This is a genomic window from Marinomonas profundi (assembly GCF_020694005.1).
Lineage (GTDB): Bacteria > Pseudomonadota > Gammaproteobacteria > Pseudomonadales > Marinomonadaceae > Marinomonas > Marinomonas profundi.
Map to the genome: position 1 here is coordinate 3198043 of NZ_CP073013.1, position 16346 is coordinate 3214388.

Consider the following 16346-nt stretch of genomic DNA (forward strand, 5'->3'; position numbering starts at 1 on the left):
GGCTAACAATGACAACAACACAATGGGCTGGCTTATGTGTGTTAGCGGCTTTATTGGTGTTTGCTTTTTCGGGTATGGCTTTCTCACCTTACAGTTTGTCTGAACAAGATTTAAACGCGGTCTTAGATCCGCCTTCTATGGCGCATTGGCTGGGCACGGATCACTTTGGTCGCAGTGTGTTGACGCGTATGGCGCATGCGGTCGGCTTGTCTTTTGCCTTGGGAATGTTGTGTGTGGTGACGTCTTCTTTGTTGGGAACGGCGTTAGGGGTTTGGGCGGTGTGGGGCGGTAAAAAGGTCGATCATACACTGGGTGTGGTGGTGAATATTTTGCTCGCCTTGCCAGGGTTAGTGGTGGTGCTTTTGTTTGCTGCTATTGTGCCTGGGTCATTTTGGATCTTGTATATTGCGATTTCCCTAGTGCAATGGGTGGAATATTTTCGTGTGGTACGAGCGGTTACGCAAAATGTGATTCAAAGCCCTGCAAGACAATCTTCTCAGATGATGGGGTTTGGGCGTTGGTATCAGTTTAAGCGGCATATTTGGCCGGCTATTTTACCTTCTGTTTTCACCTTGGCCGCTTTCGGTGGCGCGAATGCGATTTTAACCATGGCGTCGCTGGGGTTTGTGTATGTGGGCATTCAGCCGCCTTTGGCGGAGTTAGGGTTAATGACCGTTGAGTTGTTTCCTTTTTACAGTGATGCGCCTTGGTTGCTGGCTCAGCCTCTGGTGATGATCGCCTTGATGGTGTTTGGATTTCATTTATTGGCAGGGAAACGAGTATGAGTGTATTGCTGAAATTAACCGAGGTAGCGGTTTATGTGGGTGACACTTGTTTGCTGGAGCCGATTTCATTAGAGCTAAAACAAGCTCAACCGCTGACCATTTTAGGGCAAACGGGCTCGGGTAAAAGCCTGCTGGCGCAAGCCATTATGGGGTTATTGCCTGAGACGTTAACGCTTCAGGGCAAGATTGAAGTATTTGGTAAGGTGTTGTCGCTTAAAGAGCGTCAGGCCTTGTGGGGGCGTGAATTGGTAATGTTGCCTCAGGAGCCTTGGCATGCGCTGGATCCTCTGATGAAGGGCGTCGATCAGGTCGCTGAAGTCTATCAATATGTACAAGGTCAGTCTCCCCATGACGCCTTGTCTCTTGCTGAGCAAGATTTGCAGCAGGTTGGCTTAGCTGATAGCGCTCAGAAGCGACCCGGTCAGTTATCGGGCGGCATGGCGCAGCGTCTCGCCATTTCGGCCGCGACGGCAGGTGGTGCCCATGTGATTTTGGCGGATGAGCCGACAAAGGGGCTGGATGTTTCTCGCCGCGACGGTATTGTGCGGTTGCTGCAATCTCGGTCAACACTGGGCAGTTTGCTGACCATTACCCATGATGTTGCCATTGCTCGCCAGTTGGGCGGTAAGCTGATGGTGATGAAGAAAGGGCGGTTGATAGAAGAGGGGGAGGCCGATCAAATCTTGGATTTCCCTCAAGACCCTTATACTCAGGAGCTGATTGCAGCCGAGCCAAAGTCTTGGCCGCATGTTGCTCTGTCTGCTGTCGATAAGGCCGCCGAAACCGTGCTAATGACAGAAAACCTAGCTATTGAGCGAGGTGGACGAAGCCTGTTTACAGGTCTGTCTTTTTCAATCAAAAAAGGCGAAGTGGTTGGTGTGGTCGGCGACAGTGGCTGTGGCAAGTCTTCGCTGGGTGACGCCTTGCTGAATCTGTTGCCTGTGTCCGCTGGTAAGGTCATTCGGTTCGACGATACGGCTAAACCACATCAATGGCTAAAGTTGTATCAAGACCCGCCATCGGCTTTTACGCCAAGTGTGTCATTAGGCACCTTACTAAGGGATTTGACGCGCTTGCATAACATAGCCCAAGCGCGGATTGCCCCTTTGATGGCGAGATTGAATTTGCCGGAAGAGATTCTTCAACGTAGCTGTTTGGCGGTTTCTGGTGGGGAATTGCAGCGTTTTGCTATTTTGCGAGCCTTGCTTTTAGACCCTGTGTTCTTGTTTGCGGATGAGCCGACTTCGCGTTTGGACCCTATTACCGCCAAAGACGTGACAAACTTGTTAGTCGAATTGGCGAGAGAAACGGGCTGTGCTGTGCTTTTGGTAAGCCATGACCCAGATCTGGTAAGCAAAACCTGCGATCAAGTCATCACGCTTTAGCTCAGTCACCGTGCACATCCTGCAATGGGTTGATTTATATTGGTTTTTGTCGGCCTTTAGGCCGTCAAAAGCCCGATAACACCAAAACCCTTGACGCGCTAAAGCACGACAAAATCGACGGAATTCGTTTAACGACACCCTGCTTCTAGGCTGTCGTTAAACGTCAGATCACGCCTCGTTCCTCGGCTAATCTGATCTACAACTTAATGTTAATGATGGTTTAATGCTAATGGTGATTAATGGTGATTAATGGTGCAAATAAGTAAAAGCATCGGAGAAATCCGGCTTTGTGTTTAACTTTTGTATCGCCTGTGGTCTAATTTTTTCAGATGCTTCTTTTATTAGAATTTTTTACTAGGACTTCTTAATTAGGACTTTTATTAGGGTAATGTTATGTCACTAAAAAGCTCGTTTTGTGTCACTTTTGTTGGTGCCGCTGCCATTTTGGCTTCCAGTCACACGTTAGCATACGATGATTATTGTACGCCGAAGTTAAATAAATATTTGAGCAATGTGCAAAAAACCGTTGATTCCAAATATGTTTCACAACGACAAAAAGACGTTGCGCAAAAGGTTTTAGATAGAGTGAAGTCCAGCCGAGATGAGACGGGCGATTGTGTGCTTGTCGACAAATTGCTGCCGTAATGACGCGTTATTGAAACCGACAAAAAGAAGGCAAAAAAAACCGAAAACCACCATGATTTTCGGTTTTTTTTCGTCTGCTGGAAGGTAAGGGTATTACGCGACAGCAGCGTCTTTATTTTCCGCAATTTTCTGGTTTACCGTGGCCAATAAAGCCTGAATAGAAGCGGAGACGATGTCGTTGTCAATCGCAACACCGTTGTAACGATCGCCATCTATATTGGCTTGAACATAGGCAATGGCTTGAGAATCGCTACCCACCGTCAAGGCATGTTCTTGATACTGAATGATGTCCACACGCATATTGAAGTGTTTGCCTAGCGCTTCACTGAAAGCGGACAAAGCACCGTTGCCATGGCCCGTTATTTTAGTGTTTGAGCTATGGCTAATCAGTTCCGCGTGAACGGTATCAACATCGTCTTTGGCAAGGTCGTATTTGCCCAATTTATAAGGCGTATTGCCTGTCATAAAGCTTGCTTCGAACAAGTTTTTCATGGATTCAGCATCCACCACGCCACCGTCCTTTTCAGCAAACTGCTGGACGATTGGGCTGAATTCGACTTGTAGCCAACGCGGCAACGCCAAGCCATATTCTTGCTCAAGGGTATAAGCCACACCGCCTTTACCGGATTGACTGTTGACGCGAATGACTTCCTGATAGCTGCGACCCACATCACGAGGGTCAATAGGCAAGTAGGCCACGTCCCAAGGTTTGTCGTCGGTTTGGTTCGCCAAGCACTTTTTAATGGCGTCTTGATGAGAGCCAGAGAAAGCGGTAAACACCAATTCGCCTGCGTATGGGTGACGCGGGTGAACTTGTAGCAAGGTGCAAGCTTGAACCACGCTTATGATGCGGTCCATGTCGCCTAACGCTAACTCTGGATCAATGCCTTGGCTGTAGATGTTCATCGCCATAGTGACGATGTCCATGTTGCCGGTGCGCTCGCCGTTGCCTAGCAAGGTGCCTTCGATACGGTCTGCACCCGCCATAACGCCCAATTCTGCCGCGGCGACACCACAACCTCGGTCGTTGTGAGTGTGCAAACTGACGATCATGCTGTCGCGCTGTTTAACGTGGCGACAGAAGTATTCAATCTGATCTGCGTAACAGTTAGGTGTAGAAACCTCGACCGTTGCAGGCAAATTGATGATGATTTTGTTGTCTGGCGTCGGTTGCCAAATATCGGCAACAGCATCCACGACTTCAACCGCGTAGTCGATTTCTGTGCCGGTAAAGCTTTCTGGAGAATACTGGAAGACCCATTCGGTTTCTGGGTGCTGTTCAGCGTGCTCTTTTACGCATTTTGCGCCGTTCACTGCGATTTGCTTAATGCCTTCTTTGTCCATGCGGAACACTTGCTCGCGCTGAGTGGTCGAGGTTGAGTTGTAAACATGGACAATGGCTTTTTTGGCGCCTTTTAACGATTCATAAGTGCGAGCAATCAATTCTGGGCGAGCTTGTGTCAGTACTTGAATGTAGACATCGTCTGGCACTTGGTTTTCTTCGATCAACCAACGCACAAAGTCGAAGTCCAATTGAGAGGCCGCAGGGAAGCCCACTTCAATTTCTTTAAAACCCACATCAACCAGTAGGGCGAAAAATTGTTTCTTTTGTTCCACCGTCATTGGTTCTACTAAGGCTTGGTTGCCATCGCGCAGATCAACACTAGACCAAATCGGCGCTTTAGTGATGGTGTTGTCAGGCCAAGTGCGGTTTTCAATAGCGACAGGCTTGAATGGCGTATATTTTTTATGATTAAACAGGGAGTGGTCAAAAGAGGTCATGATCTTTCCTTTCTTCGTCTATTAGAGCGGGTAAGCTCTGGTTGTTATCTTATTCACTTGGTTTAGTGACTCTTTATGTGGTTATCATAACGAATTTTATTGAGTAAAAGATTGCGTTTTTTACTGGAAATTGCAAGTGAAATGGCATTATATTGCGCAATGAGTGTTAATATTAGCAATATGAGGCGGTTATAATGGGGTTTGATAAGATTGATTTGAGAATCTTGCGAGAATTACAGCAAGATTCTAGCTTAACCAACCAAGAATTAGCAGATCGCGTTGGGCTTTCGGCATCGCCCTGTTTGCGACGTGTTAAAGCGTTAGAAGAAAGTGGCATAATAGACCGCAGCGTTACCTTGTTGAATCAAAATAAACTGGGGTTAAAACTGACGGCGTTTATCCAAATTAGTATGGATCGCCATACGCCAGACCGCTTTGAAGTGTTTGAGTCTTTGCTGGAGTCGTATCCAGAAGTGAAGTCTTGTAACTTGGTCACAGGGCAATCTGCGGATTACTTATTAGAAGTGGTGGTGGAAGACATGGATAAATATCAGGAGTTTCTGCTTGGGCGGTTGACGCGGATTCCTGGTGTGACGGGGGTTCATTCTAGTTTTTTATTGCGCAGAATTATCAATCGGACGGCTTTGCCTTTGGATCATTTGATTTAGGCTTATTTCCTTATTTAGCGTTGATATTTTAGCTTTTGACCAGATTAATGAGTGTTATACTATTACAAAAGTTTCACTGGGTAGTTAACGTAAAAAATCCCTAATAGAGAAGATGTGATGAGCGATTTGACAATTAAGCGTCGAGTGATGATCCCCGTGAGGGCGGGCGACGTGATGGCCGAATTTATTTCCTTTAATGGCGATGATTCTGGCAAAGAACATATCGGGATATTTTTTGAAGGCAAGCAAAAACAAGCCACTGAATATGTGCCGCTGGTGCGTCTGCATTCCGAGTGTTTGACGGGGGATGTGTTTGGCTCGGGTCGTTGTGACTGTGGTGAGCAGCTGGATGAAGCGATTGACCGCATCAATGAAGAAGGCGGTTACATTCTGTATTTGCGCCAAGAGGGCCGAGGTATTGGCTTGTATGCCAAGTTAGAGGCTTATGCTCTGCAAGATCAGGGCTATGATACCTACCAAGCGAACGAAATGTTACACCTGCCAGACGATGGGCGTGATTTTGGTGTCGCAGCAAAAATGCTACAAGCCCTTGGCGTTACAAAAGTACGTCTGCTAACCAACAACCCAGATAAAGCACAACAACTGGCCGATAACGGAATTGATGTCGCCGAATTGGTGCCCACCAAAGTGCACGTCAATCAGCATAACCGTCAGTATTTAGAAACCAAAGCCAAGCGAAAATTTCATACACTGAAATTTGACCCAATCTAGCGATCGGTTTGCTTGCTCGCCATGCGCAGATGCGTTTAACGAGCACAATAAAAAGGCGCCTAATCAGCGCCTTTGTTGTTTGTGTGATTGGATATTTTAGGGCTTAGCAAGCGCTGCAATAATTTCCCCCACCATTTTTCTTTTCTCTGGTGGAAGTGACATGAATATTTCAATTGACTGTCTTTCCGCCGGTGTCATTTTAATATCCCAGCGTTTGTGCTGTTGCCGTACTGATCCTGATAACTTCTCCCCAAACCTTAGCCAGTGCGGATCAACATCCAGCCATTCGGCAATGATCTGCAAACGGTCTTGTGTTGGAATGGCTTCGCCATTAAGCCAACGTCGTACTGCTTGGACAGATATAGGGTTTCCCCAGTAACGTTGATTGAACTCTCGTTCAAGTACGACTGGTCTAGTCTTGTATCCAGCGTTAAGCATGGACTCTTGTAAACGTTTACTAAAACTATTGGCTTCGCTCATGTAACAAGAAGTTAAATGAAAAAAACAACAAGATTGGAAATTGTGTGGTTAAAAAAAGTAACATGTAGTTACTTTTTTGGTTAAACTTGCGGTTCATTTTTAAGGACCGAATTTAGCATGAAAGCTTTTTCCCCTCTGATGCCCTATCGACAGGATATTAACGGCTTGCGAGCCTGGTCGGTGATAGCGGTTTTGCTTTTCCATTTTAACGTGCTGGGTTTTCATGCTGGCTTTATTGGTGTGGATGTATTTTTTGTCATTTCTGGCTTTTTGATGACCTCGATTGTGGTTAAAGGGTTGGAGAAAGGTGATTTTTCAATTTGGACATTTTACCTTGCCCGTATAAGGCGCATTGTGCCTGCTCTTATGGTGTTGATTTTGGTGCTCTTGGCGTTGGGCTGGTTTTGGTTGCCTACTGTGGATTATCAGACGCTGGGTGCGCAGTCGGCTTATGCATTAAGCTTTTTGTCGAACATTCATTACTAGCGCTCGGCAGGCTACTTTGATGCTGGGGCGCATGAAAAGTGGTTATTGCACACTTGGTCTTTAGGGGTTGAGTTTCAGTTTTATGTGTTATTTCCTCTTTTTGTGATGCTGTTGTGGAAGCTAAAGGCTAATGCGAAAGTGGTTGTTTGGGGATTAGGCGCGGCGTTTTTGGCCTCTTTACTACTGAGTGTCGTGGCGAGTAGCTGGAAACCTGTTGCGGCTTTTTACCTGTTACCGACCCGTGGTTGGGAATTGGCAGCGGGCGGTTTGGTGTTTTTAGTGAGTCGCAATAGCGCTTATTTTTTACGCTTTTCAAAGCTGTTACTTTGGCTTGGTTCTGCATTATTGATTGTTTCTATGTTTTTGATCGACAGTGACTTTTCTTGGCCTTCGGGCTGGGCTTTGTTGCCAGTGCTTGGTGCATCGTGTTTGCTTTTGGCGCAATCAAACTCCGTTCTTTTGCATAACCCTTTAACACAATGGTTGGGCGATCGGTCTTACTCCTTGTACTTGTGGCATTGGCCCTTGGTGGTCGCTTTATATTTTGCAGGGCTACAACAAGAATGGCTCTGGGTGACAGGCGCCTTTTCGCTGAGTTTGCTGGTGGGGCATTTGTCCTATTTATTTGTAGAGACACCAACACGGATTTATTTGTCGTCGTCGAGTTTTATTAAGCAAGTGATTGTTCTGGCGTTGGTTGGATTGGTTATTGGGCTAATGGCTGTTAGTGTCCGATTGTTTAGCTTTGTAAATAGATTGCCAGCAGCGGTGGAAATTATTGCAGGAGAAAGTACGAATAGAAACCCAAGGCAAGATCAATGTATGGGCGTTAGTGATAAAGAGAATCGTCCAGTGGATTGTTTTTTTAATGATTTGGACCTTGCTGTGATCTCTATTGGCGATAGTCATAACAGTGCAACATTTACAGCATTAGGTGTTGCCGCTGAAAAATCAAATTTAAATGCAATGCACTGGGCTAAAGGTTCGTGTCCATTACTTAAAGGAGCAAAATATCAAAATCGTGAGCCGGGATGTCATGAGTTTAATGAAAAGATTTTTGCAAGATTGAATGGTTCATTTGAAAATATACCAGTAGTTTTGACGAGTCGGCTAACTCGAGCGCTTGTTGGTGGTAATGAAGAGGGTGTAAATGCTCAAGGCAGGCCACAAATATATTTTACTAAGGAAGTCAGTAATGGATTTAGTCCTGCTTTTCAGGCCGAGTTCAGAAAATCATTAATCGAAACTAGCTGTTTACTTGTAAAAAAAAGGCCTGTTTACCTAGTTCGTCCCATACCAGAAATAGCTATTAATGTGCCAGCAACTCTTGCAAGAAACATGCTTTTTGGGCGTGGTGACGATGACATTAAAATCACGTTAGCAGACTATCATCAGCGTAATAAATTGGTCTGGGATGCGCAGGATCAAGCGGCTCAGCAGTGCGGTGTGAAAATTCTCGATCCGTTGCCTTATCTGTGCGATGACGAGTATTGCTATGGGTCGCGTGATGGTCGTCCGTTGTATTATGACGATGACCATTTAAGTGAGTACGGTAATAAGTTTTTGGTACCAATGTTTGAACAGGTGTTTAAAGACCAATAGCACAGGGTATTGATTAATAATTGATGTAGAGTGAAAACAATAAAGGCGCCTAATCAGCGCCTTTGTTGTTTGTGTGGTTTACGACGCCAGCGCTATTTTTTGCTTGGCGCGGGTTTTTTCTTTTTCTTCTTGCTGCTGGGTGAGCGTGCTTTGGTTTTGGCTTCCAGTCCTTCGATACGGCCAAATTTAATGTTGGCTTGCATGAAGCGTTGAATTTTTTCGATCATGGGGAGGTCGTTAATATCGATTAACGAGATGCAGTCGCCCGGTGCGCCTTCTCGTGAGGCACGTCCAGCGCGGTGAATGTATGAGTCTGCTTTGCGCGGTAGGCGAAGGTTAATCACGGTGTTAATTTCTGGAAGGTCTATACCACGGGATGCAACGTCTGTTGCGACCAGGACTTGCAAGCGGCCACGTTTCATTTGTTTCATGTGTTCACTGCGGTCGCCTTGTTTCATTTCGCCATGCAAGCCGTCGCACATTAAGCCCATGTTACGAACGCGCTGTACCCAAACATCGACGTGCTCACGGTTGGACACGAAGAGCACGGCTTGTTGAACGCGTTCTTGTGTTAGTAGGTGTTTTAGTACCGCTTCTTTGTGTTCTTCGCTGTCTACTCGGTAAGCGATTTGACGAATTTGGCTGGGTACGGTACGAGATGATTCTCCGAGGCGAATTTGTTGTGTTTCGCTATTCAGTAGGGCGCTGGCAAAACGGCCCATTTTTTCGCCTTCTAAGGTGGCGGAAAACATCAAGGTTTGGTGTTCTTGGGGTAATTCTTTGGCAATGCGGTTAATGGCGCTAACAAAGCCCATGTCTAGCATGCGGTCGGCTTCGTCGATAACAAAGTAAGATACGTCGGTTAAATCTAGCCAGCGTTTATCATCGAGTTCAACCAATCGGCCTGGAGTCGCCACTAGAATGTCGCAGGGCTCGCTAAGTTGCTGTTGCTGCATACCATAAGGCGTGCCACCAATAATAAGGTGTGATTGAATGCGAGTGTGTTGTGTGAGCTGTTCTACCACATTAAAAATCTGGCGTGCTAGTTCTCGGCTTGGGGCCAATATCAAGACTTTAGGCGCGGTTGTGGACTGTTCGTCACGGTCAATAATGTGTTGGATGGCTGGCGCACAAAAGGCGATGGTTTTTCCTGTGCCTGTTGGGGCGGTTGCCAGTAGGTCTGAGCCGTCTAGGGCAATCGGAATCGCTTGTTCTTGGATCTCTGTTGGGGTTTCAAAACCAAGATCGCTAATGGCTTTTTCTATGGTGAAATCCAAATCTAATTCAGCAAATGACATGTAAACTCTCTGTAGCGGGATACGTGGTACGGCCATTTTTGAATGTCATAAAATAACTCTGAATGTCATAACGAATATGGACGTGTAACCACTATAATGGACTGTATTCCTGCTATGATACCTTGTTTTTTGAGCTTTCGAAATCGAAACCTCAAAAGCCGATGGGATAAGTTAGACGCTTGGTGTGCTTTGCTCTAAAATACCAAAAAATATTGATAAGAAGACACCTTATGCTGCTATCAGATGAATTGGTCACCGCTCAAACAATGGCCTGGGTAAACGAGTTTATTGTGGCGCTTAATGTTTGCCCTTTTGCTAAGCGCGAAGTAGAACGAGACAGTGTGCGTTGTGTGGTGCTGAGATCAAAAAAAATTGATGTGGCGCTTGAGGAGTTGATGGCGGAAGTTCAGTGGTTAGATGAACAGCCAGACACGGAGACGACCTTGTTGATTTTTCCAACCTTGTTTAAAGATTTTCATCACTATTTAGACTTTGTAGAAACCGCGGAAAACCTGATGTTTGATCAAGGTTGTGAAGGGGTGTATCAGTTAGCGACGTTTCACCCTGATTATTGTTTTTCAGGCGCCGAAGCGGACGATGTCTCTAATTACACCAACCGTTCGCCTTATCCGATGCTGCATCTTTTACGAGAGGCCAGTGTCGATAAGGCCATCGAGTTTTATGGTGATACCGCTGAGATACCGAATCAAAATATTGAAAAAATGGAAACGCTTGGGAAGTCTAAGTTAGACGCTATGTTTGCTACTTGCATGAAGGCAAAAAACGACTGACTTGAGATTTAAAAATATCTGTATTGCGCTTATGAATGAAGTGCGTATAGTGCGAAAAAAACTGCTTGCCGGAGAACTCATGGCTACACAAATTGGGCGCTTAAATACATTAAGAGTCGTTAAAGAAAAAGATTTCGGTGTGTATTTAGACGCCGATCAATTGGGTGAGATTTTACTGCCTAAGCGTTATGTGCCAAAAGGCGTGACGGTAGGCGATGAGGTAGAAGTCTTTGTTTACTTGGATTCAGACGATAAATTAATTTCTACTACGGAATTTCCTAAGGCTCAAGTTGGGGAGTTTGCGGCGTTAACCTCGATAGCGGTCAATCAGGTTGGGGCGTTTTTTGACTGGGGGTTGCCAAAAGATTTGTTGGTGCCTTTTAGTCAGCAGAAAAACCGTGTGGAGGAAGGCGAAACTCATTTGCTTTTTATCTACTTGGATAATATTACCAATCGTATCGTGGCGACCACTAAAGTAGACGCTTTGCTTAATCGTGAAGAAGCACCTTATCGAGTGGGCGATAAAGTCTCTATTATCATTGGTGACAAAACCAATATTGGTTTTAAATGTGTCATAGATAATCGCTTTTGGGGGGTGTTGTTTTTCGAAGATGCTTTTAGACAGCTTCGTAAAGGTGAAAAGACGATTGGCTTTATTAAGCAGATGCGCGAAGACGGTAAGATCGATTTAAGCTTACAAGAAGTCGGTTACAAGAAAGTGCGCAATATACTAGACGATATTTTAGAGTATTTGGATGCTCATGGTGGCGAGTCGCCATTGACCGACAAAGCCTCGCCAGAAGCCATTTATGCTGTGTTTAAAGTCAGTAAAGCCACCTATAAGAAGGCTTTGGGCGCGCTTTATAAAGAGAAAAAGATTCTGCTCACTAAAGAAAAGATTTCTAAAATTTAGCTTTTATTAGTGGATGGGAAGAGCTGCTAAGGAAGACTTAGCAGCTTTTTTTTGACCTCTTCACGCTGTTCTGCAAAGGCAACACCTTCATAAAGCAAACGCTGTACCGGTAGCTCGATAGGGCTGTTATCAAGCAAAAAACCAGAAATAAAACTGTTTTCCGTTTGGCGTTGTAAGCGTATGTCTTCGTGCATGGAAGACCGGTTTAGTCGCGTCAGTTGAGCAATCGTATTGACTCTGTTTTTTAGATTGTCTGATGTTAGGTGCTGGCTTTCTGGGGCGTAACTGAATTGCGGGTGAGTGAATACGCTGGCTAATTCGCTCAAGGTGGCGTTAATTAAGGGTTTGAATTCTTCGTTTAAAATATCGCCGTTATGGATATTAAAAATGGCGGTGATGGGGTTAATAACCGCGTTTACCGCCAATTTTTCTATCATTCGCTGTCGAATGTTGATCACTGTCATGCTTTCAATAGGAAACACTTTAGCGGGTGTTGAAGGTCGCCATTCGCCGAAGTAACTGTCGCCTAAGCCGGTATGTTTAATGTGGTTTACTTCTACTTTTAATACGCCTTCGCTGGTGGTGCCGGCCCAGAGTGTTTGCGTGTCTAATAAAATGCTCTGGAGCGCTTCTTGGGCGCCTATGCCGTTGCATAAGCAGGCAACGTCTGCCTCAGGTGTGATGTTAGCGGCGACTTGGGCAAAGGCGTTTTTTAGGTCAAAAGATTTTGTACAGATTAAGACCTTGTCATATTGTTCTGTTAATTCTTCTGCCTTGAGGCTGTTGATCTTATGCTTTGATATTGAAACCTGCTGTTGACCGGTTTCATCGGTAAGAGACTCTAAGGTGATTTTTTTGCCGGGGCTTTCAGAGCGGTACACTAGATGGACTTTATGGCCGAGCTTTTCTAGCTTACAAGCCCAAAATAGACCGATAGCGCCAGCGCCGATGATTAACCAAGGCGAATTCTTCATAATAGGTTTCCATTAGGTGTTTTATTTCAATCCCTGTTATTATCGCGCCAAAATACATTATTGGAAATGCTAAGGAGCAGAAAATGCCATCATTTGACGTAGTATCTGAGCTAAATTGGCACGAAGTCAGCAATGCTGTGGACCAAGCTAACAGAGAAATTACCACGCGTTATGACTTTAAGGGCGTAAAAGCACATTACGAAATTAAAGATAAAACCAGTGTAGTGATGGAAGCGGAGGCTGAGCCTCAACTTCGTCAGATGTCTGATATTCTAAACCAAAAATTGGTCGGACGTGGAATTGATTTGAAAAGTTTGGAAAAAGAGGATGTTGTGAAAGGCAATATGCGCGCTTCTCAAGCCGTCAAAATGAAAGAAGGCCTTGAGACAGATGAAGCGAAAAAGATTGTGAAAATGATCAAAGAAAGCAAAATCAAAGTGCAAGCGCAAATCCAAGGGGATCAGCTTCGCGTCACGGGTAAAAAACGTGATGAGTTGCAGCAGGTTATGGCGCTTTTGCGCAGTGCTGATTTGGCGCAACCTGTGCAGTTCACAAACTTTAGAGATTAATCTCTTAGGTAAATACCCCGCAGCTTGCTGCGTAAATAATGACACACTGACATCTCGCCCTTTGGGGCGGGTTGTTTATTTATTTTCTCGTAGATTTCTCATTGACGGTGAGTTTGTTCCCGACAATGACCCAGCCTTCTTGTTTCAGTCGAGCTTTCTGTCTTAGATAGGCATCTGTATTTTCGGCGAAACTGATTCGGCGTTGTGAATTGACTACTCGGTGCCAAGGCAGCTTGGTGTCTTTGGGGAGGTTTTTCATCAGCTGGCCAATTTGTCGAGCATAGCCTGGAAATCCTGCTTGTTTTGCTAATTCGCCATAGGCGATGCATTCTCCTTGCGGAAGCGCATCTAAAATAAGAAATACTTGGGATTTAAAGTGTGTCATTGCTTGATTAGTCAATATTTTGCCTACAGCTTGATTAGTGAATATTTTGCCCATAGATAGTCGTATAAGTTGAATTCCAGTTTAAAACAGAGAAGGTGATCATGAGATTTGCTCTTTTACTATTTATTTTAGTGCCTATTGTTGAAATGACTGTCTTGATACAAGTTGGCAGTAAAATAGGCAGCTTGGCAACCGTCGGTTTGGTCTTCCTGACCGCTATTGTAGGGGTTGCTTTGATCCGTAAGCAAGGCTTAGCAACATCGTTAAAAGCGCAAGAGAAAATGGGTCGCGGTGAGTTGCCCGCTGCCGAAGTGGCTGAAGGGGTGATGCTGATGTTTGCTGGTCTATGTCTACTTATTCCTGGTTTTGTCACCGACGCGATGGGCGCTTTGTTATTGGTTCCGCCACTTAGAAAACTCTTTGCTGCGGGGCTGGTGGTTAAGTTTGTCAGCTCAATGATGGCGCGTGGCTCACAGTGGCGAGGCGGCCCTCGTCGCCCATCGGATCGAGAGGGCGATATTATTGAAGGTGAGTTTGTTGATGATGACAAGGATTTGATAGACAAAAAATGAGATCTTTGCCCAACCACTTTAGTGAAAGCGCGAAAAAGAGTGAAAGAGTGAAAGAAAAGTGAGCGAAAGCGCAAAAAAAAACACTGGCTGGGTTGAAAAACGAATTACTAGCCGTATATAAAAGTCGATAGAGATTCTCGTTTATAAAACGAGAAAAAGTCCTGCCAGGGGCGTCCTGGTATTGTTTTAATTGGAGAAAATGATTGATGAATATTCGTCCTTTGCACGATCGTGTCGTTGTTCGCCGTAAAGAAGAAGAGACAACAACCGCATCTGGTATCGTACTGCCTGGATCTGCTACAGAAAAGCCTACTCAAGGCGAGGTTTTGGCTGTGGGCACTGGTCGTATTCAATCTAATGGCGATGTACAAGCATTGGCTGTTAGCGTTGGTGACACTGTGTTGTTTGGTCAATACTCTGGTCAGACAGTGAAAATCAATGGTGAAGAACTGCTTATCATGAAAGAAGACGAGATCTATGGCGTGGTTGAAGCCTAATCCGTTTTGTAGTTCGTATTCTATTTGTAACATTTAAAACAGTTTAAGGTATAAAAAGATGTCAGCTAAAGAAGTAAAATTTGGAGACAGCGCACGTCAGCAAATGCTTAGAGGTGTGAATGTTCTTGCAGACGCAGTAAAAGTTACTTTGGGGCCAAAAGGCCGTAACGTTGTTATAGAAAAATCATATGGTTCACCGCTTGTGACCAAAGATGGTGTAACCGTTGCCAAAGAAATCGAATTGGAGAACAAATTCGAGAACATGGGCGCGCAAATGGTAAAAGAAGTAGCGTCTCAGGCAAATGATGTGGCTGGTGACGGTACAACAACAGCGACTGTATTGGCGCAAGCGCTGGTAACAGAAGGCTTGAAGTCGGTTGCTGCAGGTCGCAACCCAATGGATCTTAAACGTGGTATCGACAAAGCCGCGGCGGCGGTTGTTAAAGAGCTTGCGTTGCTGTCTACACCTTGTACTGATACTCGTGCCATTGAGCAGGTTGGTACTATTTCTGCCAATTCAGATACGTCTGTCGGTAGAATTATTGCAGAAGCAATGGAGCGTGTTGGTAAAGAAGGTGTGATTACGGTTGAAGAAGGTTCTGGTTTTGATGATGAACTAGCGGTCGTTGAAGGTATGCAGTTCGATCGCGGTTACCTATCGCCTTACTTCATCAACAATCAAGAAACCATGAGTGCAGAACTTGAAAACCCATTTATTCTATTGGTTGACAAGAAAATCACTAACATTCGTGAATTGCTTCCGGTATTGGAAGGTGTTGCTAAAGCATCGCGTCCTTTGTTGATTATTGCAGAAGATGTGGAAGGCGAAGCCTTGGCAACTTTGGTTGTCAACAGTATGCGTGGAATCGTTAAAGTGGCCGCTGCAAAAGCGCCTGGTTTTGGTGATCGCCGTAAAGCGATGCTTGAAGATATTGCCGTTCTTTCTGGTGCAACGGTTATTTCTGAAGAAGTGGGTTTGAGTTTAGAAACGGCGACACTTGAGCAACTTGGTACGGCGAAACGCGTTACCTTGACGAAAGAAAGTACGACGATTGTCGACGGTGCGGGTATTGCCGCTAATATTACCAGCCGTGTTGAGCAAATTCGTGCAGAAATCGCTAACTCTTCTTCTGACTACGATAAAGAGAAGCTTCAAGAGCGTGTGGCTAAATTGGCTGGCGGTGTTGCTGTCATCAAGATTGGTGCCGCGACAGAAGTGGCAATGAAAGAGAAAAAAGCACGTGTAGACGATGCGCTTCACGCGACTCGTGCTGCAGTTGAAGAAGGTGTGGTTGCGGGTGGTGGTGTTGCTCTCGTTCGCGCACTGACTAAAGTGATCGATCTTGTTGGTGATAACGAAGACCAAAACGTCGGTATTGCTTTGGCATTACGTGCGATGGAAGCGCCAATGCGCCAAATCGTTACCAACGCAGGAGACGAAGCGTCTGTTGTTGTTGATAAAGTAAAACAAGGCGAAGGGAACTACGGCTACAACGCAGCGACTGGAGAATACGGCGACATGTTGGAAATGGGTATCCTAGATCCAGCAAAAGTAACGCGTTCTGCACTGCAAGCAGCTGCCTCTGTAGCGGGTCTTATGATCACGACGGAAGCAATGATTGCTGAAGCGCCAAAAGAAGACGCTGGCATGCCTGATATGGGTGGCATGGGCGGAATGGGTGGTATGGGCGGCATGATGTAATCCAACCCTAACCCATTGATATAAAAGAAAACCTCGCTATTTTGCGGGGTTTTTTTTGTACTGTTTATTGGTCAGTAAAA

General features: G+C 45.4%; 17 protein-coding genes and 1 pseudogene. 13 read left to right on the forward strand and 5 right to left on the reverse strand.

Annotated features, from left to right (window positions below; genetic code table 11):
• Positions 1-8: 8 nt before the first annotated feature.
• From J8N69_RS14930 to J8N69_RS14940, 3 genes are all read left to right on the forward strand, one after another.
• Positions 9-785, forward strand: a complete 777-nt coding sequence (locus tag J8N69_RS14930; RefSeq protein ID WP_227803911.1) for an ABC transporter permease — start codon at positions 9-11, stop codon at positions 783-785.
• Positions 782-2170, forward strand: coding sequence for an ABC transporter ATP-binding protein (locus tag J8N69_RS14935; protein WP_168827124.1), 1389 nt, complete (start codon positions 782-784; stop codon positions 2168-2170). Before J8N69_RS14930 ends, J8N69_RS14935 begins: the two co-directional genes overlap by 4 nt.
• A 393-nt stretch (positions 2171-2563) precedes the next feature.
• On the forward strand, positions 2564-2815 hold the full coding sequence (locus J8N69_RS14940; protein WP_168827126.1) for a hypothetical protein: 252 nt from the start codon (positions 2564-2566) through the stop codon (positions 2813-2815).
• Between the two features lie 93 nt (positions 2816-2908).
• On the opposite strand, the gene leuA is transcribed toward J8N69_RS14940, so the two are convergent.
• Positions 2909-4597, reverse strand: coding sequence for a 2-isopropylmalate synthase (leuA, locus tag J8N69_RS14945; RefSeq protein ID WP_168827128.1), 1689 nt, complete (start codon positions 4595-4597; stop codon positions 2909-2911).
• Between the two features lie 194 nt (positions 4598-4791).
• Between leuA and J8N69_RS14950 the strand changes: the two genes are divergently transcribed.
• Positions 4792-5265 carry an Lrp/AsnC family transcriptional regulator gene (locus tag J8N69_RS14950; protein WP_168827130.1) on the forward strand — a complete coding sequence of 158 codons (474 nt, stop codon included), beginning with the start codon at positions 4792-4794 and terminating at the stop codon, positions 5263-5265.
• A 117-nt stretch (positions 5266-5382) separates the two neighbouring features.
• Positions 5383-5997, forward strand: a complete 615-nt coding sequence (ribA, locus tag J8N69_RS14955) for a GTP cyclohydrolase II (RefSeq protein ID WP_168827132.1) — start codon at positions 5383-5385, stop codon at positions 5995-5997.
• Positions 5998-6093: 96 nt separating this feature from the next.
• Here ribA and J8N69_RS14960 read toward each other — a convergent pair whose 3' ends face one another.
• Positions 6094-6477, reverse strand: coding sequence for a helix-turn-helix domain-containing protein (locus J8N69_RS14960; protein ID WP_168827134.1), 384 nt, complete (start codon positions 6475-6477; stop codon positions 6094-6096).
• A 138-nt stretch (positions 6478-6615) separates the two neighbouring features.
• On the opposite strand from J8N69_RS14960, the pseudogene J8N69_RS14965 reads away from it, so the two are divergent.
• Positions 6616-7560, forward strand: a pseudogene (locus J8N69_RS14965) (acyltransferase family protein); the annotation flags it as partial.
• A gap of 225 nt (positions 7561-7785) precedes the next feature.
• Positions 7786-8565: an SGNH hydrolase domain-containing protein gene (locus tag J8N69_RS14970; protein ID WP_227804042.1), complete on the forward strand. Its 780-nt coding sequence runs from the start codon at positions 7786-7788 to the stop codon at positions 8563-8565.
• A gap of 92 nt (positions 8566-8657) precedes the next feature.
• Here J8N69_RS14970 and J8N69_RS14975 read toward each other — a convergent pair whose 3' ends face one another.
• Positions 8658-9863 (reverse strand): DEAD/DEAH box helicase, encoded by a 1206-nt coding sequence (locus J8N69_RS14975; protein ID WP_168827136.1) that lies wholly within the window; start codon positions 9861-9863, stop codon positions 8658-8660.
• A 230-nt stretch (positions 9864-10093) separates the two neighbouring features.
• Between J8N69_RS14975 and J8N69_RS14980 the strand changes: the two genes are divergently transcribed.
• Positions 10094-10654: a DUF1415 domain-containing protein gene (locus tag J8N69_RS14980; RefSeq protein ID WP_168827138.1), complete on the forward strand. Its 561-nt coding sequence runs from the start codon at positions 10094-10096 to the stop codon at positions 10652-10654.
• Positions 10655-10733: 79 nt separating this feature from the next.
• Positions 10734-11567, forward strand: a complete 834-nt coding sequence (locus tag J8N69_RS14985; protein WP_168827140.1) for a CvfB family protein — start codon at positions 10734-10736, stop codon at positions 11565-11567.
• A 26-nt stretch (positions 11568-11593) separates the two neighbouring features.
• On the opposite strand, the gene J8N69_RS14990 is transcribed toward J8N69_RS14985, so the two are convergent.
• Positions 11594-12541: a ketopantoate reductase family protein gene (locus J8N69_RS14990; protein WP_168827142.1), complete on the reverse strand. Its 948-nt coding sequence runs from the start codon at positions 12539-12541 to the stop codon at positions 11594-11596.
• A gap of 83 nt (positions 12542-12624) precedes the next feature.
• Between J8N69_RS14990 and J8N69_RS14995 the strand changes: the two genes are divergently transcribed.
• Positions 12625-13110 (forward strand): YajQ family cyclic di-GMP-binding protein, encoded by a 486-nt coding sequence (locus J8N69_RS14995; protein ID WP_168827144.1) that lies wholly within the window; start codon positions 12625-12627, stop codon positions 13108-13110.
• Between the two features lie 79 nt (positions 13111-13189).
• Here J8N69_RS14995 and J8N69_RS15000 read toward each other — a convergent pair whose 3' ends face one another.
• Positions 13190-13510 carry an MGMT family protein gene (locus tag J8N69_RS15000; protein ID WP_211085183.1) on the reverse strand — a complete coding sequence of 107 codons (321 nt, stop codon included), beginning with the start codon at positions 13508-13510 and terminating at the stop codon, positions 13190-13192.
• Positions 13511-13596: 86 nt separating this feature from the next.
• Here J8N69_RS15000 and J8N69_RS15005 point away from each other — a divergent pair, with 86 nt between their 5' ends.
• The 3 genes from J8N69_RS15005 (at position 13597) to groL (ending at position 16266) form a co-directional block, all read left to right on the forward strand.
• Entirely contained in the window at positions 13597-14067 is a 471-nt protein-coding gene (locus tag J8N69_RS15005) for an FxsA family protein (RefSeq protein ID WP_168827146.1), read from the forward strand.
• A gap of 206 nt (positions 14068-14273) precedes the next feature.
• Positions 14274-14564: a co-chaperone GroES gene (locus J8N69_RS15010; RefSeq protein ID WP_024022707.1), complete on the forward strand. Its 291-nt coding sequence runs from the start codon at positions 14274-14276 to the stop codon at positions 14562-14564.
• A gap of 58 nt (positions 14565-14622) precedes the next feature.
• Positions 14623-16266 carry a chaperonin GroEL gene (gene groL / locus J8N69_RS15015; protein ID WP_168827148.1) on the forward strand — a complete coding sequence of 548 codons (1644 nt, stop codon included), beginning with the start codon at positions 14623-14625 and terminating at the stop codon, positions 16264-16266.
• The last annotated feature ends 80 nt before the right edge of the window (positions 16267-16346 follow it).